Here is a 21320-nt window from a genome sequence, read left to right as displayed (position 1 = left end):
TCATCGGCGTCCGCTGCGCGCCCTGCTCCGCGCCCGCCACGTGACGTCGGCCTGACGGGCGACGTCGACCAGCACCCGCACGAACGCCTCCGGCCGGTCGAGGGCGACCAGGTGCCCCGCGCCCGGCACGACGACGAGGGTCGCGGCCCGCGCGGCCTCGACGACGCGGCGCTCCTCGACCCGGAAGTGGTCCCACGCCCCGTTGACGAACCACACCGGGGCGTCGACGCGCGCGAGGGCACCGAGCAGGTCGAACCCGGACAGCGCCCGCAGCGTGGGGACCATCGCGTCGAGCGCGACACCGCCCTCGAGCAGGTCGGCGGCGACCTCGGGGCCCAGCACGCGGCGGGCCGACCAGGTGTGCAGCCCGAGCCCGCGGTCGGGCAGCCGACCGATGAGCGAGGCGAGCGCCAGGTAGCCCGTCAGGCCGACGCCGCGCGGCCGCGTCCCGCACGAGGCGAGCAGCAGCGCCTCCGGGCCCGTCGTGGTCGCGGCCCAGTCGGCGGCGACATAGGAGCCCAGCGAGAGTCCGGCGACGACGTGCGGCGGCGGCACCGACGCCACCGCCTCGTCCAGCACCGCGCGGCACCGCTCGAGCGTGAACGTCTCCTCGCGCCGGGCGCCGTGCCCGGGAAGGTCCACCGCGAGGTGCGGCACGCCCGCCTCGGCCAGCAGGCGCTCGTGCGTCCGCCACATCGAGGCGGACGTGCGGATGCCGTGCACGAGCACCACCGAGGCCACGTCGGCACTCTAGGAGAACCTGGGCCGGGACGCCGACGGGCCCGCCACCGGGAGGTCGTCCCGGGGCGGGCCCGTCGCTGAGGTCGTGACGTCGGTGAGTCAGCGCCTCGTACCGGGGAGGACTAGTCCTCCTCGGAGACCTGCTGCGCGTCGGCGCCGCCGGCGGGCTCGAAGCCCGCCGCCTCGGCGTCCTCGGCGGTCGCGAACCAGACCTCGGCCTGCGTCGCGTCGTACCACTGCGAGCCGGGCACGTGGTACTTCATCGAGTCCTCGTTGCCCTTGATCTGGTGCTCGTCGTCCGGGGCGTCGGTCGACGCCTCGTCGGTGCGCACCGCGCCCTCGTAGGAGGCCGGGGCCTCCTCGGTGGCGTCGTCGGCCGCGGTGGCCTCCTCGGTGGTCGACTCCTCGGCGACGGCCTCGTCCTTCGCGGCGTCGTCCTTGGCGGCCCGCTTGGTGGCGGCCTCCGCCTCCTTCACCGTGGCCTGCTTCGGGCTGTAGCTCTCCAGCACCAGCTCGATGACGGCCATGGGGGCGTTGTCGCCCTTGCGGGGACCGACCTTGGTGATGCGGGTGTAGCCACCCGGGCGCTCGGCCATCGCGGGGGCGATCTCGGCGAACAGCGTGTGGACGACGTCCTTGCGCGAGATCACCGAGAGCACCTGCCGGCGGGCCGACAGGTCACCGCGCTTGGCCTTGGTGATCAGGCGCTCCGCGAGGGGGCGCAGGCGCTTGGCCTTGGCCTCCGTGGTGCGGATGCTGCCGTGCTCGAACAGCGACTGCGCGAGGTTCCCGAGGATCAGCCGCTCGTGAGCCGGGCCACCGCCGAGACGGGGACCCTTGGTGGGGGTAGGCATGCTTGCTCCAGTTCGTCAGCTCGGCTGAGCTCAGTTGTAGTCGTCGTAGTCGTCGCCGTCGTCGTAGGCACCGACGACCAGCGCGGGGTCGAAGTCAGCCGGGCTGTCCTTGAGCGACAGGCCGAGGCCGACCAGCTTCTCCTTGACCTCGGTGATCGACTTCGCACCGAAGTTGCGGATGTCGAGGAGGTCGGCCTCGCTGCGTGCGACGAGCTCGCCCACGGTGTGGATGCCCTCGCGCTTGAGGCAGTTGTAGGAGCGGATCGTGAGGTCGAGCTGCTCGATCGGCATCGCCAGGTCCTCGGCCAGCGCGGCGTCGGTCGGCGACGGGCCGATCTCGATGCCCTCGGCCTCGGTGTTCAGCTCGCGCGCGAGACCGAACAGCTCCACCAGCGTCTTGCCCGCGGAGGCGAGCGCGTCGCGCGGGGTCATCGAGCGCTTGGTCTCGACGTCGACGATCAGCTTGTCGAAGTCGGTGCGCTGCTCGACACGGGTGGCCTCGACCTTGTAGGTGACCTTGAGCACCGGCGAGTAGATCGAGTCGACCGGGATGCGCCCGATCTCGGCGTCCGAGCTCTTGTTCTGCGTCGCGGAGACATAGCCGCGGCCACGCTCGACGGTCAGCTCGATCTCGAGCTTGCCCTTGGCGTTGATCGTGGCGATGTGCAGGTCCGGGTTGTGGATCTCGACGCCGGCCGGCGGGGTGATGTCACCCGCGGTCACGGTGCCGGGGCCGGCCTTGCGCAGGTACATCACGACCGGCTCGTCGTTCTCCGAGGAGACGACGATGTTCTTGATGTTGAGGATGATCTCGGTGACGTCTTCCTTCACACCGGCGATCGTCGAGAACTCGTGCAGGACGCCGTCGATCCGGATCGAGGTGACGGCGGCACCCGGGATCGAGGACAGCAGGGTCCGGCGCAGCGAGTTGCCGAGCGTGTAGCCGAAGCCCGGCTCGAGCGGCTCGATGACGAAACGGGAACGGAACTCGTCGACCGACTCCTCGGTCAGAGTGGGGCGCTGTGCGATGAGCACGGTGATTTCCTTTCAGCAGGGCATCCGCTATATGACGCCTGCACGCCCTCGCCCATCGGTCCGGACGAGGGGTACCTCAGGGATGGGTCCGTGGACCCGGACGATCAGACGCGGCGACGCTTCGGCGGCCGGCACCCGTTGTGCGCCTGCGGCGTCACGTCGGAGATCGAGCCGACCTCGAGGCCGGCGGCCGTGAGCGAGCGGATCGCGGTCTCGCGGCCCGAGCCCGGGCCCTTGACGAACACGTCGACCTTCTTCATGCCGTGCTCCTGCGCCTTGCGGGCAGCAGCCTCGGCGGCGAGCTGGGCGGCGAACGGCGTCGACTTGCGCGAGCCCTTGAAGCCGACCTGGCCCGAGGACGCCCACGAGATGACGGCGCCGGACGGGTCCGTGATCGAGACGATGGTGTTGTTGAACGTCGACTTGATGTAGGCGTTGCCCTGGACGACGTTCTTCTTCTCCTTGCGGCGGGGCTTGCGAGCGCCCGCGGCCTGGCGAGTCTTGGGAGGCATGTGTCAGCTCTGTCTTTCTCCGTCGGGGGCGCCGCTCAGCGGGCCTTCTTCTTGCCGGCCACGGTGCGCTTCGGGCCCTTGCGCGTACGCGCGTTCGTCTTGGTGCGCTGACCGCGGACCGGGAGGCCACGACGGTGGCGCAGGCCCTGGTAGCAGCCGATCTCGACCTTGCGACGGATGTCCGCGGCGACCTCGCGCCGCAGGTCGCCCTCGAGCTTGTAGTTCGCCTCGAGGTAGTCACGGAGCGCGACGACCTCGTTGTCACCGAGGTCCTTCACGCGGACGTCCCCGGAGATGCCGGTCGCGGCGAGCGTCTCCTTGGCGCGTGTGCGCCCGACGCCGTAGATGTAGGTGAGCGCAACCTCGAGCCGCTTCTCGCGGGGGAGGTCGACGCCGACGAGTCGTGCCAACTTCACTCCTGGTGAGTTCGGAGGTCCTCCGCTCCGCCGCCCCGGTCCGTTGACCGGGCCCCGGCCTCCGACCGGGGGTGGCGCCTCCGCGCACGGGGTGCGGGTGACGCTGACGGAACGATGTTGTGGTGCTGCACGGCGCTGGGGGTGCTGCCGGTCGGTGCCGCGCGCCGCGGCGGTGCCGACCCGTCGGGGGTGAGCTCGCTCAGCCCTGACGCTGCTTGTGGCGCGGGTTGTCGCAGATCACACGGACGCTGCCGTTGCGACGGATCACCTTGCACTTGTCGCAGATCTTCTTGACGCTGGGCTTGACCTTCATGACGCTGTCCTCGTTGTCCGGGGGCGAGCCCCGGCTAGGGGCCTACATGTGCTGGTTCGGGTCCGGGGCCGTGGCCCCGGGGTGCTACTTGTAGCGGTAGACGATGCGGCCGCGCGTGAGGTCGTACGGGCTCAGCTCCACCACGACCCGGTCCTCGGGGAGGATCCGGATGTAGTTCTGGCGCATCTTTCCGGAGATGTGCGCCAGCACCTTGTGCCCGTTGCTCAGCTCCACTCGGAACATCGCGTTGGGCAGCGCTTCGACAACGCTGCCCTCGATCTCGATGACGCCGTCCTTCTTGGCCATGTCCTCGCTTGTCCTGAGTAGATTGCGGCGGCGGACCACCCGGCCGACGACGTGCCTCAGCCCGCTCATGACGAGCGGTCGCCACCTCGACGATCCGGACGGGCTCGCGCCGCCACCTGCTTCCCGGGCCCGTCGTGGACGTGCCAGGATCTGCAGGGCGAGCAACGCGAGACGTCTGCGTGTGCAGACCGGCCCACACCCAACGGGCAATCATACGGCATCACCAGGGCTGCTTCCAGCCGCGGTGACCCAGGCTACTCCCGCTGCTCGCCCGCGCACCCGTGGGAGGTCGGCGCCGCGTGCCTCCCGTCAGCGCCCGGGGCCGTTGAGGTCCGGCACACGACGCAGCACGCCGAGCTCGCGGGCACGCTCGACGGCGGCCTCCCGGCCGCGCACCCCGAGCTTGCGGTAGATGTCGCGCATCTGGGACTTGACGGTGTTGGGCGAGACGTAGAGCCGGCTGGCGACCGCGGCGAACGAGGCACCGGTCGAGACGACGTCGAGCACCTGCAGCTCGCGCGGCGAGAGCCGGCTGCCGTCCTGGGGCTCGGGCAGCAGCCCGCCGTGGTTGTCGAAGCCCGCGAGCATCTCCGCGACCTCGCCGTCGTCGCCCGCGAGCTCGCGCAGGTCGGCCTGCGGGATCAGCAGGAAGGGGCGCAGCATGCCGGTCTGCGCCGCCGTCGTGACCGCGGTCTGGAACGCGTCGAGGGCTGCGGCACGCTGCTGCAGCCGCAGCGCCGCGCACGCGCGCAGCAGCGCGATCTTGAGCGTCTGCCGCGGCACCAGGTCGTCGCTCACCTCCGAGGCCAGCACCTGCTCGTACTCGCCGGACTGGAACGACACCATCGCCCACGAGGCGCGGTGGTGCACGCCGTTGGCGTCGACCTCGAGCAGCATCTTGCGGGCGCGCTCCACCTGGTTGGTGGCCAGGTAGGCCTCGGTGAGGGTGCTGATGAGGAACTGCTCGGCAAGGCTGGGCACCGTGGTGTCGAGCGGTCGCACGCGGTAGGTCTCCAGCAGCCGGATGCCCTCCCGCGCGCGGTCCTCCTTCAGCAGCCGGTCCGCGCGCAGCACGACCGGCAGCACCTGGAGGTCGCCGAGCTCCTCCGGGATGTCGTAGTCCTCGTCGAGACCGACGACGTCGGCGCTGACCTGGCGCGCCATCACCCCGCGGGTCAGCCCCGCCGTCACCGCGGCGAACGTGCCCGGCTCCGGGTCCGGCAGCGACGCGAGCTTGTCCAGCCACGCCTGGCCCCCGCGCGGGTTGCCGATCGCGACGTGCGCGAGCGCGGCCCCGGCCGCGGCGTCCAGCAGCACCGCCTGGTCGCCGAGGTGCTCGGCCCACTCGGCGGCCTCGCAGAAGGCGTAGACCGAGGTGAGACCCGGGGTGTCGACGAGGCTCGCGACGGCCCACTCCTGCAGCAGCCGCGGCACCGTGCGCACGACCTCGTCGCTCCAGCCGCTCTCCGCGATCGCGGCGGAGAGGTCGCGGTTCTCGACGAGGTTCTGCGCGACGTCGTACAGACCGGTCGAGCTCAGTCGCAGCACCTGGCGCAACGACAGCCGGCGGCGGCTGCGGGAGCGTGCGGAGGCGTCGGGCAGCAGCAGCTGCGCCACGAACGCCTCGCGTGCGCGGTCGTCGGTGGCGATGTTGAGGATGTAGTCGCGTGCGACGACCAGGCGGGCGTCGGCGTCGGCCAGCTCCTTCGGCAGGTTGTCGACCGCCTGCCGCACCAGCGCGGGGTGGTCGGCGAGCAGCATCGACCACTCCTCGCGCAGGATCGCCGCGACCAGCTCCCAGTCGGCGGCCGCGAGCGCGTGCCGGAGCGCGGGCGCGACCGCGCCGCGGGCGCGGAACCAGCGCGCCGAGCGCCCGCTCACGTCCCGGTAGGCCTCGATGTCGTCGTCGGCCAGCATCCGTGCGGCCGCGGCGCGGATCGGGTCGGGGCCCGGCGAGCGCCCGCTCACCTCGTGGGGGGAGAGCCCGAGGTCGGCGAGGAACGCCGACATGCGGTCCCAGCTCTCCTGCCCCACGAGCGCGAGGACGAGCTCGTGCGGGAGGATCTCCGGGACCGCGAGGACCTGCACCGCACGGCGGGTGCCGGGGTGCGGGATCTCGTTGATCATCAGCCGCACGAATCGGTCGACGAGGCCCTGGTCGACGACGAGCTCGCCGTTGACGTGCAGGATCCGCTCACCGAGCACGATCCGCATGAGCGCCGGCCAGCCCCGCAGCTGCCGGTTGAGCTCGGCGGCGTCGGCCTCGTCGAGCGGCTGCCCGACCTGGCGCGCCATCCGCTGGGTGTCGAGCGGGCCGATCCGCAGGTCGTCCGAGTGCAGGTTCACCCCATCGAGCTGCGTCGCGTAGAGCTGGATCGGCCGCGGCTGGCGCATCATGGCGACGACGTCGACCTGCTCGTGCTCGCCCGCGAGGGTCGCGAGGTCCTCGTCGACGCCGATGTCGGCGCGGTCGAGGTTGTCGACCACGAGCACGAGCCGGCGGCGCCGCCGCGCGAGGGAGCGGTTGAGCGCGGGCCAGTCGAGGTCGTCGAGCCCGATGTCGCGCAGCCGCCGCTGGAGGGTGTCCCACATCCCCTCGGCGTCGACACCCCGCTGCGGGACGCTCACCCAGACGTGGTCGTGCCGCTGGTCCTCGTCGTTGCGCAGCAGCCACGACACCGCGGCCGTCTTGCCGAACGCACGCGGTGCCTGCAGCGTGACGACCGCCGGGAGCGGGCCGCGGATCAGCCGCTCGACGGCGCGCGGCGGCACGTACCCGACGGGCAGTCGCGGGAGACCGCGGCGGGGGCGCATGTCGGCCGTCACGGGGACGACGCGGCCGGGCTGCCGGCTGCTGGTCAGCGGCTGGCTCACGTACCCCTCCGCAGGCCACCCATCGCCGCGAGGGCGTCGGCGCGGTTGCTGACGCCCAGCTTGCGGTAGATCGCTCGCAGGTGTGTCTTGACGGTGTTGGCGGAGAGCCCGAGCGCCTTGCCGATGCCGACCGGGCCGGGGTGCACCTCGAGCGCGCGCAGGATCTGGATCTCGCGCGCGGTGAGCGTGGGCAGCTCCTCCTCGCCGACGACCGAGCGGCCGGGCTGGGCGACCGCGACCGGGCGCGGCCACAGCGCCTGCACCTTCGGGTCGTCGGCGGCGAGGCTGTCGAAGAGGAACCGCGGCATGAGCATGAACGGGCGGCGCTGGCCCGTGCCCTGCGCCATCCGGGCCGCGTGCCGGAACGCCTCGTGAGCGGCGGCGTCGTCACCGAGCGCGTGGTAGGCGCTCGCGAGCACCACCTGGCACTCGATCGTGGTGCGCCACGAGCGCTGCGCGACGCCGATCGCCTTGTTCGCCAGGACGAGCGCGTCGTCGTAACGGCGCGACGCGAGCGCGCACTTGGCCTCGGCGGCCCAGGAGATCGCGGAGTCGGCGAACCGGTTGGCGACCTGGGTCGCGACGTCGACGGCGTCGTCGGCGATCAGCAGCTCGACCAGCGTGCTGCCGAGCACCACCTCGATGAGCGAGCCGCGCGCGACGTGCCGCATCGCGGCACGCACCTCGTTCGAGAGGCGCGTGACGCGGTCGGCGTCGCCGCTGATGACGGCGTGGTGCGCGCGGGCGAACACCGTGGCGGCCCACAGGTCGTCGCGGTGGCCGGGCTCCCCCATCGCGTCCACGGCGTCGGTCGCCGCCGGGTCGCAGGCGTCGGTGAGCGCGATCGCTCGTGCGAGCTGTGCCCCGACGACGACGATGTCGCGACCGTCGACCTCGTGCAGCTCGGTGAGCCGGTTGCGCACGCTCGGGTCCTCCAGCCAGCGCATCGTGAGGTCGGGCTCGCCCTCCAAGGCGTGGCTGACCGCCAGCCCGACCGCGGCGAGCTCGACCGTCTCCTCCGGGCCGCCGCCGACGAGACCCAGCGTGCGGGCGCGGTTGAACGCGTAGCTGGCGGCGTCGAGGTTGCCGACGAGCAGGCAGGTGATGCCCCAGTGCAGCAGCGCGAGCGACTCCTCGGCGTTGGCGCCCACCGGGGTGCTCAGGTGCTCGGAGAGCTCGGCGGCGAAGCTGCCCGGGTCGATCGTGAACGGCGAGGAGGTGGCGGTCGGCGCGGACTCCAGGTCGTGCAGCGCGATCCGCAGGCGCGGCTCCTTGGCGACGATCTCGGGCGGGAACCGCCGCGCGACCTGCAGCAGCACGAGCGGCGAGGAGGCGAGCAGCGTGGCCCACTCGCGCTCGATGACCTGCAGCGCGGTGTCGTACTCCTGCGCCTCGACGGCGTGGATGAGCACCCGGGCGGGGTCGCGTGCGGCGGCCGCGAGCTCCATGAGGGTGCGGTGGACCTCGCGCACCATCTCGGGCTCCATCGACGCACCCAGCCGCAGCAGCGCGGCGCGCATCGTGGGCGCGTACGAGTACATCTTGCCCTCGACCGTGTTGTGCTCGGAGAGCAGGCCCGAGAAGCGCAGGTTGCGGAGGATGCGCAGCGGGTCGACCTGCGAGGGCGCGATCAGGCGAGCCATGTCCGGCGTGAAGCGCTCGGGGATCGCGGTGCGCAGCACGAACGCGCGCACCGAGGGGAACCGCAGGTCGGAGACCAGGTTGACCATGTAGTCGTCCACGAGCGAGGCGTCGAACACGCCCTGGCCCGAGGCGGTGCGCACGAGGCCGGCGCGGATCGCCGACGGCCAGCCGCCGGTGTCGACCGCGATCTCCTCGGCCTGGTCGAGGGTCATCTCGACGCCGAGGGTCGTCGCGAGACGGTGCACGAGGCGACCGGTGAGGCGCAGGTCGTCGGGGCCGAGCACCACGCCGTCGACCGAGAGCATCCCGGTGGTCTCCAGGGTGCGGTAGGTCCGGGTGCCGATGACGAGGTCGATGAGGTCGTTCTGGCGCACGATGTCGACGAGGTCGTCGTCGATGCTCGCGGCGCCGTCGCCCAGGCCGGCCTCGTGGAAGTCGTCGAGGATGATGAGCAGCCGACGCTGGTGCTCGACCAGGGTGCTGACGACCGACCACCGGTCGTCGCCGCGGTCGCCGACCTCGACGCCGTGCTGCTCGAGGCCCTCGCGCAGCTCCTGCCAGAACCCGGGCAGCTCGTTGCTGGTCTCGGTGAGGGAGAGGTAGATCGGCGGCGGCTGCACCTGCTCCTCGCTGAGCCACTGCCGTATCGCGGAGGTCTTGCCGTACCCTCGCGGGCCACGCAGGACGGTCAACGGGCGGCGCGCGCGCAGCGCGTCCAGCACCCGCTCGGGGACGACCACGGGCGTGCGGCTGCGCTGCGCCCGCTCGTGAGATGCGGCGCCCGTGTCTGCGACGGGGCTGATCGTCACATCCCCACCCCCGGGTCCTGTCCCGCCGGCACCTGACGGCCCGACGTTAACCTCCGCATCATAGTGGTAGGGACAACCGTCCGCGCACCATCGGATCCGCCGGGTGTCGGCGCAGCGACGGGCACGGAGACTGCTGGGCCCGAGCGGGCACGGACGAGCCGCTGATCAGCGCAGACGCGCCAGCACGGACGCCATCTGCTCGACGCGCGCGGACCAGTCCGGAACTCCGCTGTGCTCGACGGTGGCCGGGTCCTCGGAGACGGCGTGTGCCACCGCCTCGGCGAAGTCCGTGGGCGGCACGACGTGGACGCCAGGGATGCTCAGCTCTCGGAACCCCGCGACCGGTGTGCTGACCACCGGCCGGCCGACCGCCAGGTACTCGTACAGCTTGATCGGGTCGAGGCTGTCGGTGAACGGTGTGACCAGGTGTGGCACCACGAGCGCGGTCGCGTGCTGCAGGTAGGCGGGGACACGGTCGAACGACCGCCCCCCGAGGATCACGGCGCCGCGCCGTTCCAGGGCGGAGGTGTGCTCGCCGGCCAGCAGGTTCGGTCCGACCAGCACGAGCGTGGCACCGTCGGCTCGCAGCCGCTCGGCGGTGCGACCGGTCACCTCGACGTCGAGCCGGTCCTGGTGGAGCGTCCCGACGTAGACGGCGGTACCGCCCGCCGGCAGGTCGTCGGGCCGTGCGAGCGGCCGCCGGTAACGTGCGACGTCGACGGCGTTGGGCACGTGCACGACCTCACGGTCGGCACCCTTGGACACCGCGAGCGCCGCGGAGCAGACCACGACGGCGCGGGCGCGCTCGAGCAGCACGGCCTCGTTGCTGCGCAGCCGCTCCAGCTCGCGCTCGGGCCGCTCGGCGGCGAGCCAGTCGTCGGTGACGTCGTAGAGCGCCGGCCAGTGGGGCTCGGCGCGCACGAGGCTCGCCCACGAAGGGTCGTTCACCCAGAGCACGGGAGCATCGATCCGCAGCCGGCGCAGCGCTCGCCGCACCGAGCGCACGAGCAGCGCGTCGGCGAGCCCACCCACCGCCCGCGGCAGCACCTTGGTCGGCTCGAGCTGCCAGAGGCGGCCGTGGTACCCGGTCACCTGCTGCAGCCCCGAGCCACGCCCGAGACCGCGGCCGTGCAGCGCGGCGTGGAGGACGTCGTGGCTCGGCACCACGAAGAGCACCCGCAGCTGCGGGTCGGCCTCGAGCAGCCCGTGCACGAGGTACTGGTTGCGCCGCCACACGTCGTCCCAGCGCTCGAGCGAGAGCACCACGAGGTCGCGGCTCATCGGGCGAGCACCCGTTCGTAGAGCCGGCGCGTGCCGGAGACCTGGCTCGCCAGCGTGAACGACTCCTGCTGCCGCTCGCGGAGCGCGGCCCCGAGCGCGGCGCGGCGAGCTGGATCGGCCACCAGGGCGTCGAGCGCTCGCGCCGCCGCGTCGGCATCACCGGGCGGGAACAGCACCTCGGGCGCCACGGCGCCCACGGTCTCGAGGTGACCTCCGCCCGCCGAGGCGACGACGGGGGTCCCGTGCGCCATCGCCTCGAGCACCGCGATGCCCAGGCCCTCGCGCGGCGTCGGGGCGAGCAGAGCGCCGGCCCGAGCCAGCAGCGCGTCGACGTCGGTCCGGAAGCCCAGGAACTCGACCGAGTCGGCGACGCCGAGAGCACCGGCCAGCTCCTCGAGCTCGCGCCGCTGCGAGCCGTCACCGACGACGCGCAGCCGCCAGCCCCGCGAGCGGGCGGACGACACCGCCCAGGCCCGCAGACCCGTGGCGGTGTCCTTCTCGGGCTCGAGCCGCTGCACCAGCAGCACCTCGTCGACGCGGTCGGCGGAGAGTGGCCGGGTCGCGACGCCCGAGTGCACGACCTCGCTCACGCCGTCGACGTTGTCGGCGACGAAGCGCGAGATCGCGAGCTGGGCGTCCACCCGCCGCGCGACCGCTGCGAACACCGCCGCGGCCGGGCGGGAGCTGCCGCGCGGCGCGCCGAAGTGCCGGGTGCTGACGTGCCGGAAGTCGCGACCCGTCCGGCCCAGCGCGGTCACGAGGTCCGCCTGGGACATGTGCGAGTTGACGAGGTCGACGTCGCGCAGCGACCGTAGCTCGCGCAGCGCCTGCAGCATGCTGCCGCCCGGTCGCCACGCGACCTGCGCGCCTGCGAGCGCCTCCCTCATCGATCCCGGCGCGCCGCCGATCACCGTGACGTCGACGCCCTGGGCCGCCAACCCGGTGGCGAGGTTGACGAGGTACCGCTCCACCCCGGCGAAGCCGTCGGAGCACACGAGCTGGACCACGTGCACGTCATGCTCCCCGCTCGTCGCTGCCCGCGAGCAGGACGCCCGCCCGGCGGCAGCCGGACCGCCGGCTCATCGGCCGCAGTCTAGCCAGCCGCGCGCAGGACCGGGCGCTCCATCCGCGGCGCGCGGTGCTACCTTCCCCGCATGAGCGGTGGGTCGGCCAAGGGCGAGCGACCGCGCCGCCGCAGGGTCGGTCGCATCGTCGGCTGGAGCGTGCTGACGGTCGCGGTCCTCCTGGTCGTGGCAGCCGTGCTGCTCGTGCGCGACGCGCTCGAGGCCCGCAGCAGCTTCGCCGCGGTCGTCCGTGACCTCCCGGCAGCGCAGGACGCGCTGATCGCGGGAGACCTCGACGCCTACGACCGGCTCGTCACCGACCTGCAGTCGGAGACCGCCACCGCACGCGCCAGCACCGACGGTCCGCTCTGGTGGCTGGCGGCACGGGTGCCGGGGATCGGCCCGAACGCCGCCGCACTGACGCTCGTCGGGGAGGTGGTCGACGACGTCGCCGTCGACGTGCTGCCGCACCTCGGCGCTGCGAGCGGCGTCCTCGCCGACGGCGGGCTGCGACTGACCGACGGCCGCATCGACCTCGACCCGATCCGTGCCGCCGCCCTCCCGCTCGCGACTGCGCGCGACACGGTCGTCGATGCCGACGACCGGTTGCAGGCGTTCGACGCGACCGGCCTCGTCGACGAGATCCGTCGGCCTCTCGGGCACGCGACCGAGCAGCTGGCCGACCTACGGTCGGCCGTGACGACCGGGCACGACCTGAGCGTGCTGCTGCCGCCGATGCTGGGCGGCGACGGGCCACGTCAGTACCTCGTGCTCGCGCAGAGCAACGCGGAGCTGCGCACCAACGGTGGTGTCCCCGGCGCGATGCTGCTCGTCACCGCCGACGACGGCGCCGTGGCCCTCGATCGCACGGCGTCGAGCTCCGACGTCGGGCCGTTCCCGGCGCCCGTCGCCGAGCTGCGGCCCGACGACCTCGCGATGTACGGCGAGGCCCCGGCCCGGTTCGTGCAGGACGTCACGATGATCCCGCAGTTCCCGGTCTCCGGCCCCGTCGCCGCCGAGATGTGGCGGCAGTCGCAGGGCGAGGAGGTCGACGGCGTCGTCGCGGTCGACCCGGTGACGCTGTCGTACCTCCTCGAGGCGGTCGGCCCCGTGGACGTGATCGGCTGGACGCTCGACCCGGGGAACGTCGTCGAGATCCTCCTCAACCGCATCTACCTCGAGTACCCCGACCCGGACGACGCCGACGACGTGTTCGCCGCGGTCGCCTCGGCCGTCGTCGACCACGTGCTGCGGTCGCCCGAGGGCGCCGGCCTGCTCGAGGTGATGATGCGCGCGGGCGACGAGCGGCGGCTGCTCGTGTGGTCCGCGCACGCCGACGAGCAGGAGCTGCTCGCCGACGGCCTCGGGGGCGACTTCGACGCGGCCACCGGCTCCGGCGGGGTGTTCCTCAACGACGGCACCCGCAGCAAGATGAGCTACTACCTCGACACGGAGGTGACGATCGTCGCGTCGGAGTGCACCGATGCCGGCCGGGCCGACACCGTCGAGCTGCGGCTGACGTCGACCGTGCCCGCGGACCTCGTGCCGTCGCTGCCGAGCTACGTCACCGGCGTCGACCTGCCGGAGGACCTGCTCGGCACGATCCGCACCAACGTGGCCCTGCACAGCCCCGTCGGCGGCGCGGTCGTGGACATCGAGCGCGACGGCGTCGTCATCGGTGGTCAGCGCTACGACGCGCACGGCCGCGAGGTCACCGTCTTCACGCAGGACCTCGCCCCGAGCGAGTCGGTGACCATCCGGTTCGACCTGGTCGCAGCAGAGCCCTCCGACGCGGGAACGGCGACGCTGTGGGCGACGCCGACCACGCATGCCTCGGGCCTCGTGCAGCACGACGTGCCGGACTGCTCCGCCGACGACTGATCGCCCGCAGGGCGAGACGTCCATCTCACCGACCGCGGCAGGAGTCCTCCGCTAGTCTGCAGCCGTCACGAACTGAAGCCGTGCGTGCACATGCGGGGACGTGCGCCGCCGTCGACCCCGAGGATGCGCCGTGACCATGTCCCCCACGACCCTCACCAGGCTGGTGTGCCTGCTCGGCGTCGCCGTCCTGCTCGGTCTCGCGGGCGCGCTCGCCGCGCCGCAGAGCGCGACCGCCGCGCCGCACCCGTCGTTCCGGGTCGTGTGCTACCCGACCGGGATGGCGCCGAACGACCCGATCGTGTTCCCCGGGCAGGCGGGGCGGTCGCACCGGCACACGTTCTTCGGCGCGAAGAACGTGGACGAGCGCACCACGACGGCGTCGCTGCTCGCGCAGCCGACCTCTCAGTGCGGCAACCACTACGACGCGGTCGACCTCTCCGCCTACTGGATCCCGACGCTGCACCAGGACGGCGTGCCGGTCTACACCGACTCGGGCGCGCACCAGCTGACGATCTACTACCGGCGCGCCGGCGGGCCCGACGGGTTGCCCGTCGCGCAGGCGATGCCGCGGGGTCTCGCGATGATCGCCGGCGACATGCACGCGACGACGCCGCAGAACCACGTGACCTACGCGTGCGCCCACGAGACGGACACCGGTCGCCAGCACGGCGGCGACCACACGTTCGTCTCCTGCGCCTCCGACGAGGTGCTGATCGCCAAGCTGGTCTTCCCCGACTGCTGGGACGGCAGGAACCTGGACTCGGCGGACCACAAGTCCCACATGGCGTACTCGCAAGGTGCGCGCGGCGCGTGCCCGAGCAGTCACCCCGTCAAGCTGCCGCAGATCACCTTCGAGGCGTGGTACTTCGGCGTCAACGGCGACGCGGGGACGTTCAGCTGGTCGAGCGGCAGCGCGTACACCTTCCACGGCGACGTCCTCGTGGCGTGGGACACGACGGCGGCGGCGAACCTCGTCAACCAGTGCATCAACGTGGCGGTCGACTGCAACCCGCTCGGCTACCCGGCCATCCCGCACGGATCGGTCGATCCGGCCCAGGTCGACGCCCAGCTGAGCGCCGACCCACCTCGGCCGGCTCCGCCATCCTCCGAACCGGCGAGCTCGCCGGCGACCTCCCATGCCCATCCCCCCGCCACCGCTGCAGCGAGCGGGACCACGAGCGGGCCGGCGACGCGTGCACCCGAGCCGTCGAGGACCCCGACGAGCGCCGCACCCACAACCAGCCGCACGGCAACGACGACGCCGGCCACGACCGCACCGACGCCCCAGCTACGGCCGGACGATCGCGCCGAGGGGTCAGGGACCGCCGGCGAGCCGTCGCACGCACATGCCCCGGACCGGTCGCCCGGCGTCGGCGCGACGGACGCGCGACGCGGAGCGGGCGGCCCCTGGCGGTACTCGTGGATCGCGCTGTCGGTCGTCGCCTCCGGAGCGCTCTGGGCCGGTCTGCGCCGAGTGCGGGCGCTGCGCCGCACGTGAGACCAGGGATGCCTCTGTCCGGTCCTCACGCCGCCTAACCCTCTGCGACCCCCTCCAGCCGCCCGAATCCCACCCGGACCACCCCAGCCGGCCTCCGCGCGCGCACACATACTGCGGGGGGATGGCCGATCCGGAACGAGGGGACGTCTGGCTATGGAATGGAACGCGCGACGACAGGCGCGCTGGGTCGGGGCTGCGGCACTGGTCGGCGCGATGGTCCTACCGGCACTTCCGGCCGCGGCGCAGTACGGGCCGCCCGAGGAGCCGACGCTGGAGGTGTCCGTCCTCCAGCCGCTGTGCGACGGCGACGTGCCCTACCTGGAGTACGCCGTGAACGTCATCAACGGCTCGGGCGAGACGGCGACGATCACGTGGGAGCACCCCACCGACCCGAGCCAGAACCACGTGCAGGCCGGCGTACCGCTGTCCGGTCGCGTGATGTGGCCCGGCGCTGCGGTCGACGACCAGGGGAACCCGAGCGACTGGCCGGGCTGGCGCCTCGAGAACGGCGAGTGGGTCGAGGGCGACGAGTGGGACTGGGTCCGGCCGGAGGTCCAGGTGACGATCTCGGTCAACCCGCAGGCGACGGTCACTGTCGCCTACCCGCCCTCGTCACCGGCCTGCCTCACCAACCCGCCCAACGTGGGGACGGCGACCTTCGGGCCCCCGCCGGGGCCTGGTACGACCGAGTCCTCCGGCGTCGGCATGGCCGTGACGGGCGCAGGTGTCGGATGGTTGGTCACCGCTGGCGCGGCTCTGCTGGTGGCGGGCGCCGCGCTGATCTTCCTCCGCAGGCGGGTGGCGCGTGACTGAGGACGCGACGCGCACGGCCCCAGCGTCACTACGCTGAGCCCGTGCGCGTCGCGATGTCGTCCTTCCGTTTCAACCACGAGGGCGGCATCGAACGCGTCTCCTACGAGCTCGCCGACAGGCTCGCGGAGCATGTCGACCTGACCCTCGTCGCGACCGATGTGCAGCCCGAGCCGAGCCCACCGCTGCGCTGGCACCGCGTCGACGCGCTGAGCTCGCCGTCGTTCGTCGTTCCCGTGACCTACTCGGCGGCCGCGACGCGGAGCCTGCGCGACGAGCGGTTCGACGTCCTCCACAACCAGGGCGGCTGCGCGCTGCGCGAGCAGGACGTCATCACCGCGCACAGCTGCCACAAGGCGTGGTGGGACATGAAGCTGCGCAGCGGCGAGGTGGTGCGCGCACTCGCCAACCCCTTCCACCACGCCGTGCTGGCGGTCGAGACCCGTAACTACCGTCCCGGGCGGTACCGCCGCGCGATCGCCGTCTCACCGAGCGTGGGCCGCGAGCTCACGCGCTTCTACGGGGTCGACCCCGAGCGTGTCCGTGTCATCCCCAACGCGGTCGACGTCAGCAGGTTCCAGCCCGCGGACGCCGCCGAGCTGCGCGCTCAAGTGCGCCGGCGGCACGGGTTCACCGACGACGACGTGGTGCTGCTGTTCGTCGGCAAGGAGTTCCGGCGCAAGGGGCTGGTCGCCGTGGTCGACGCGCTGCCGCGCCTGCCGAGCACCGTGCGCCTGCTCGTCGTGGGCGGTGACGACCCGCGCCCGTTCCAGGCGCAGGCTCGGGCAGCGGGCGTCGCCGACCGGGTGGTGTTCGCCGGCCACTCCCCCGCCGTCCACGAGGAGTTCCAAGCAGGTGATGTGTTCGTCTTCCCGACGATGTACGAGGCGTTCGGACTCGTCCTGCTCGAGGCGGCCGCGGCGGGCATGCCGGTGCTCTCGACGGCGCTCGGGGTGGCCGAGGAGCTGGTCGAGGAGGGCCGCAACGGCTCGATCATCGAGCGCGACGGCGCCTCGGTGGCCGCCGCGCTGGCACCGCTCGTGGCCGACCGCGACCTCCGGCGGCGGATGGGTGAGCGGGCACGGCGCGACGCAGGCGCCTACACGTCGTGGGACGCCGTGACGCGACGCACCCTCGACGTCTACGAGGAGGTCGTCGAGGAGAAGCGGCGCGAGGGGGTGCTCAGCTGACCCGCCTGCTGTAGGCGACCGGCCCCTCGAGGAAGATGCGTCGCCGGCGTCGGGCCTCCTCCCGCCGCTCACCGCGGCCCACCGCCTCGCGCACCAGTGCGCCGGTGACCACCCCCGCGCGGAACACCTGCCAGCCCAGCGCCCCGAAGTGCTTGCGCTGGTACAGCTCGTTGCTCGCGAAGAACAGCGCCTCGCGACGCGTGCTGTCGCTCGTGGTGCCCGCGCCGATGTGCGTCGCCTCGACGGGGGCGACCGCGATCCGCCAGCCGGCGTCGCGCGCCCGCTTCTGCCAGTCGACCTCCTCGGCGTAGAGGAAGAACCGTTCGTCGAGCTCACCGATCGCCGCCACGGCCTCGGCGCGCAGCAGCAGCACCGACCCGATGGCGAACCCCTGGGCGCGGTCGAACCGGCCCAGCCCGAGCGCGTCGATCCAGGCGCGGGCGGGCGAGGGGAACGGCCACCAGACCCTCGCCTGCTCGCCGGTGTCGGGCACCGTCTGGGTGGCGCCGACCGCCGCGATGTCGTCCGCAGAGCGCAGCAGCTCGTGCATGGTCCGGATGCCGGCGGTGGAGATCCGCGCGTCGGGGTTGAGCAGCAGCACGTCGCGGTCGGCCAGCCCGCGCTCGGCGAGCGAGCGGAGCGCCACGTTGACGCCGGCGCCGAACCCGAGGTTGCGCCCCGGGTCGATGTAGTGCGCACCGTGGCGCTGCGCCATCGCGCGCGTCTCGGGCGCCGAGGAGTTGTCCACGATCGTGATGTCGAGCTCGCCCTCGAGTGCACCCAGAGCACCGTCGAGCAGGTCCGGGTCGCCGTAGGCGATCGCCACGACCTGCGGCAGCGGCCGGTCTGCGCCCCGCTCGTTGGGACGCGGCTGGAGCACCTCGCGGTAGAGGGCCTCGTGCTGCTCGGCCACGCGCTCCCAGGTGAACTGCTGCGCGTGTTCCGGTCCGCGCTCGTGGAGCTCGCGCCATCGCTCGGGCGTCAGCGCCTCGTCGAGACCCGCGCGCAGCGCGTCGGGGTCCCGTGGCTCGACGAGCACACCGCAGTCGCCGACGACGTCCGGGATCGCGCCGGACCGGCTGGCCACCACCGGTACGCCCGAGGCCATCGCCTCGACGGCGACGCGGCAGAACTGCTCGAGCCAGCCCGGCCACGGGATCGACGGCACCGCGACGACGTCGACGCGACGGTACCGCGCAGCGAGGTCGTCGCCCTGTGCGAAGCCGAGGAACGAGACCCGGTCGGCGACGCCCAGCTCGCGCGCGAGGCTCGCGAGCTCGTCGCGCTGCGGCCCGTCGCCGGTGATCTCCAGCCGCCACGCCGGACGACCGACCAGTGCCTGCAGCAACGTCGCCACACCCTTGTAGGGCTCGAGCCGGCCCACGTAGCCGATCACCGGCTCGGCGGCCGGCCCGCTGCGCTCCGCCGGCACGAAGGTGGCCGTGTCGACCCCGAGCGGGATCAGCCGGGCCGGGCCGCGCAGGCCCTTCCGGCGCAGGATCTCGCCCGCCTCGCTGTTGCACACGTAGGCCGCCGCGGCACCACGCAGCGCCCACCGCTCGAACCAGCGGAACGGCACCGGGTAGCGCTTCTCGATGTTCTGGGCGGAGTAGAGCACGTACGGTGCGCGCACGCCTCGCAGCCGGCGCAGCAGCAGCACCTCGGCCGTCGCAAGCGCGACCGGCTCCTCGTGCAGGTCGAGGAGGTCGGGCGCGCGGCCGAGCGCGCGCCACAGCGGACGGGGGTCGTAGAGGAAGACGTTCGGGTGGCGACCGAGCGTGGCGGCGCCGGCGACGAACCTGTCGTCCTCGACGTCGAGGGGCACCGGGCGGCCGCCCTCGTCCCAGCGCCGGGCGGACAGCAGCCGGACGTCGACACCGAGGTCGCGCAGCCGCCGCTCACGCTCGCGCCAGGCGGAGACGACCGCGTGGTGCGCGACCCGCATCACCCTCATGACCGACCTCCTGGCTCGTCGGACCTCGTCCGCAACCGGCGCGCGACGCCGTCGAGCAGCCCGCCCGGGGCCGTCCGCAGCGCCCAACCGATCTCCCCGAGCGCGGCAGCCGGCCGGCGCTCCCGTGCCGCGGCGCGGGCCGCACGGCCGGCGCTCCACCATGCGAACCTGTCGTTCTTGCGCAGGCTCTCGCGCAGCGCCGCCTCGAGCGCGTGGTCGCCCCGCTCGCGCGCCGACCACGCGTGCAGCCGAAGCACCTGGTCGATGCTGCGTGTCAGCTCGCGATGCCGCGCCGTCGTGTTCTGACCGTGCGCCCGGTAGTCGACGAGTGCTCGCGGCTCGAAGACGAACCGACCCCTCTCCGCCAGCCGCAGCACGAGGTCGAGGTCCTCGGCCAGCCTGATACCCGCGTGGAAACCGCCGACGGCGTGGAACGCGGCCGTCCGGACGAGAAGGTTGGGCAGGATGATCCCCGTCACCCGCCGGGCGACATCCGTCCGGTCGGCGATCGCCACCTGGTCCGCCTCGACCAGCACCGCACCGTCGGTGTCGATCGTCCGCATGCCGCAGTAGCAGGCGACCGCGTCCGCGCTCGCCTGCAGCATGGCGACCTGTGCCGCGAGGCGCTCCGGGTGCCACCGGTCGTCGTCGTCCAGGAAGGCGAGGAGCTCGCCGGTCGCACGGGCGGCGCCGACGTTGCGGGCAACGCCCACACCGGACGGCGGCTGCCGCACCAGCACGGCGCCAGGGAACGATGCCACCGCTGCGGCGACGTCGGCGGGCTCCGGCGAGCCGTCGTCGACGACGACGAGCTCGACGGCGGCGTACGTCTGTGCCCGCACCGAGGCCAACGCCTCGGCGAGGAAGGGCCTGGCCCGGTTCGTGGCGACGACCACGCTGACCAGGGACGGGCGAGGGGTCACCTCGCGCATGCTACCGACGCCGTCACGGCCGCGAGCCCGCCACGCGGGGGCCGGCGACGCCGATCGAACGGTAGAGGTCCAGGTACTCCCCCGCGATCCGCTCCCACGTGAACTCCTGGACGCGCGCACGGCCGGCGCGTCCGATCCTGGCCGCCGCGTCGCGGTCGAGCACCGCGGCTCGCAGCGCCGCCGCGAACGCCTCGGTGTCCTCCGGGTCCGCGAGCCAGCCGTCCTCGCCGTCGCGCACGAGATCCGCGGGCCCGCCGCGCGTGGTGGCGACCACCGGCACCCCCGCGCGCCACCCCTCGAGCACGACGATCCCGAACGCCTCGGCGCGGCTCGGCACGGCGAGCACCTCCGCGCCGCTCGCGAGCGCCACCACCTGGCCACGTGCGAGCCGCCCCGGCAGGTGGGTCCGTCCCGCGACCCCGAGCTCGGCCGCCAGCCGCCGCAGGCGGGCGTCCTCGGGGCCGTCACCGCCGACCACCAGGTGGACGTCGTCGGGCAGCCGCGCGGCGGCGAACGCGCGCACCAGCAGGTCGAACCCCTTGTTCTCCACGAGGCGACCGAGCGCGAGCACGTAGCGAGCCGGGGTCCCGGGAGGCACGTCACCCGCCTGCTCGTCGAGGTCGACACCGTTGGCGACGACGACGCCGCGCCCGGGTGCCAACCCGAAGCGCCGCTCGAGGTCGTCGACGACGCGTGCGGCGCAGCCGGTGACGACGGCCGCTCGGCCCAGTGCCGCGCGCAGACCCCGGCGCAGCAGCGCCGACCCTCCGAAGGCGTCGTCGGCGTCACCGAAGGTCTCACCGTGGCTCGTGACGAGGAGACGCCTCCGCGTCAGCAGGCTCGCCGCGAGCGCCCACACCCCGTTCGGACCGAAGCACTGCACATGGAGCACGCGCGGACGGTCCCGCCGCAGCGCGCCCGCCCACCGCAGCGCCGCCCACGGTCCGCGCCACACGAAGGACAGCAGCGACCTGGGCGTGCGGGCCGGCAGCGGGCAGGGCAGCACGCGGACGGGCACGCCGTCGACCTCCGCCGGCACCGCATCGCCCTGGTCGACCGTCCAGACGACCACGTCCACGCCTTGCTCCCGCAGCCGCGCGGCGGCGTTGCGCACGTGCTCCTCGACGCCGCCGACCCGGGGCGCGAACGAGCTCGCGACGAGCGCGACGTCAGCCACGCGAGGCCCGGGTCGCTACGCTCGGATCC

The 21320-nt window shown here is 73.3% G+C and carries 18 protein-coding genes; 4 read left to right on the top strand and 14 right to left on the bottom strand.

What is annotated here, in order from left to right; genetic code table 11:
- The 11 genes from GPA02_RS02275 to GPA02_RS02225 form a co-directional block, all read right to left on the bottom strand.
- Complete coding sequence (locus GPA02_RS02275; RefSeq protein WP_240133826.1) at window positions 1-741, bottom strand: alpha/beta fold hydrolase; 741 nt, start codon at window positions 739-741, stop codon at window positions 1-3.
- Between the two features lie 122 nt (window positions 742-863).
- Window positions 864-1595 carry a 50S ribosomal protein L17, sunset domain variant gene (gene rplQ / locus GPA02_RS02270; protein WP_156198233.1) on the bottom strand — a complete coding sequence of 244 codons (732 nt, stop codon included), beginning with the start codon at window positions 1593-1595 and terminating at the stop codon, window positions 864-866.
- 30 nt (window positions 1596-1625) lie between these two features.
- Window positions 1626-2630, bottom strand: a complete 1005-nt coding sequence (locus tag GPA02_RS02265) for a DNA-directed RNA polymerase subunit alpha (RefSeq protein ID WP_156198232.1) — start codon at window positions 2628-2630, stop codon at window positions 1626-1628.
- 104 nt (window positions 2631-2734) lie between these two features.
- Window positions 2735-3142: a 30S ribosomal protein S11 gene (rpsK, locus tag GPA02_RS02260; RefSeq protein ID WP_156198231.1), complete on the bottom strand. Its 408-nt coding sequence runs from the start codon at window positions 3140-3142 to the stop codon at window positions 2735-2737.
- A gap of 35 nt (window positions 3143-3177) precedes the next feature.
- Window positions 3178-3552: a 30S ribosomal protein S13 gene (gene rpsM, locus GPA02_RS02255; protein ID WP_156198230.1), complete on the bottom strand. Its 375-nt coding sequence runs from the start codon at window positions 3550-3552 to the stop codon at window positions 3178-3180.
- 205 nt (window positions 3553-3757) lie between these two features.
- Window positions 3758-3871 carry a 50S ribosomal protein L36 gene (gene rpmJ / locus GPA02_RS02250; protein WP_133110088.1) on the bottom strand — a complete coding sequence of 38 codons (114 nt, stop codon included), beginning with the start codon at window positions 3869-3871 and terminating at the stop codon, window positions 3758-3760.
- Between the two features lie 84 nt (window positions 3872-3955).
- The gene (gene infA / locus GPA02_RS02245) at window positions 3956-4177 is read right to left on the bottom strand and encodes a translation initiation factor IF-1 (RefSeq protein ID WP_110851913.1); all 222 of its coding nucleotides are present in this window, start codon (window positions 4175-4177) and stop codon (window positions 3956-3958) included.
- Between the two features lie 309 nt (window positions 4178-4486).
- Window positions 4487-7051 (bottom strand): LuxR C-terminal-related transcriptional regulator, encoded by a 2565-nt coding sequence (locus GPA02_RS02240; RefSeq protein ID WP_156198229.1) that lies wholly within the window; start codon window positions 7049-7051, stop codon window positions 4487-4489.
- The gene (locus tag GPA02_RS02235) at window positions 7048-9504 is read right to left on the bottom strand and encodes a helix-turn-helix transcriptional regulator (protein WP_156198228.1); all 2457 of its coding nucleotides are present in this window, start codon (window positions 9502-9504) and stop codon (window positions 7048-7050) included. The genes GPA02_RS02240 and GPA02_RS02235 overlap by 4 nt, the downstream gene beginning before the upstream one ends.
- Before the next feature lie 165 nt (window positions 9505-9669).
- On the bottom strand, window positions 9670-10785 hold the full coding sequence (locus GPA02_RS02230) for a glycosyltransferase (protein WP_156198227.1): 1116 nt from the start codon (window positions 10783-10785) through the stop codon (window positions 9670-9672).
- A complete protein-coding gene (locus GPA02_RS02225) occupies window positions 10782-11798 on the bottom strand; it encodes a glycosyltransferase family 4 protein (RefSeq protein WP_156198226.1) in 1017 nt (338 codons plus the stop codon). The genes GPA02_RS02230 and GPA02_RS02225 overlap by 4 nt, the downstream gene beginning before the upstream one ends.
- A 141-nt stretch (window positions 11799-11939) precedes the next feature.
- On the opposite strand from GPA02_RS02225, the gene GPA02_RS02220 reads away from it, so the two are divergent.
- The 4 genes from GPA02_RS02220 (at window position 11940) to GPA02_RS02205 (ending at window position 17228) form a co-directional block, all read left to right on the top strand.
- Window positions 11940-13730, top strand: coding sequence for a DUF4012 domain-containing protein (locus GPA02_RS02220; protein WP_156198225.1), 1791 nt, complete (start codon window positions 11940-11942; stop codon window positions 13728-13730).
- A gap of 136 nt (window positions 13731-13866) precedes the next feature.
- Entirely contained in the window at window positions 13867-15228 is a 1362-nt protein-coding gene (locus GPA02_RS02215; protein WP_240133847.1) for a DUF1996 domain-containing protein, read from the top strand.
- A 153-nt stretch (window positions 15229-15381) separates the two neighbouring features.
- Window positions 15382-16041 carry an LPXTG cell wall anchor domain-containing protein gene (locus GPA02_RS02210; RefSeq protein WP_156198223.1) on the top strand — a complete coding sequence of 220 codons (660 nt, stop codon included), beginning with the start codon at window positions 15382-15384 and terminating at the stop codon, window positions 16039-16041.
- Between the two features lie 41 nt (window positions 16042-16082).
- On the top strand, window positions 16083-17228 hold the full coding sequence (locus tag GPA02_RS02205) for a glycosyltransferase family 4 protein (protein ID WP_156198222.1): 1146 nt from the start codon (window positions 16083-16085) through the stop codon (window positions 17226-17228).
- On the opposite strand, the gene GPA02_RS02200 is transcribed toward GPA02_RS02205, so the two are convergent.
- The 3 genes from GPA02_RS02200 to GPA02_RS02190 are packed head-to-tail and all read right to left on the bottom strand — an operon-like array spanning window position 17221 to window position 21291.
- Window positions 17221-19182: a glycosyltransferase gene (locus GPA02_RS02200; RefSeq protein WP_156198221.1), complete on the bottom strand. Its 1962-nt coding sequence runs from the start codon at window positions 19180-19182 to the stop codon at window positions 17221-17223. The two genes, GPA02_RS02205 and GPA02_RS02200, sit on opposite strands and share 8 nt — an antisense overlap.
- Window positions 19179-20105, bottom strand: coding sequence for a glycosyltransferase family 2 protein (locus GPA02_RS02195; RefSeq protein ID WP_162457679.1), 927 nt, complete (start codon window positions 20103-20105; stop codon window positions 19179-19181). Before GPA02_RS02195 ends, GPA02_RS02200 begins: the two co-directional genes overlap by 4 nt.
- A 22-nt stretch (window positions 20106-20127) precedes the next feature.
- Window positions 20128-21291: a glycosyltransferase family 4 protein gene (locus GPA02_RS02190; protein ID WP_156198219.1), complete on the bottom strand. Its 1164-nt coding sequence runs from the start codon at window positions 21289-21291 to the stop codon at window positions 20128-20130.
- Window positions 21292-21320: the final 29 nt, after the last annotated feature.

The organism is Actinotalea caeni, from assembly GCF_009733795.1.
GTDB classification, from domain to species: Bacteria; Actinomycetota; Actinomycetes; order Actinomycetales; family Beutenbergiaceae; genus Pseudactinotalea; species Pseudactinotalea caeni.
This window is presented reverse-complemented; position numbering and strand designations above follow the sequence as displayed.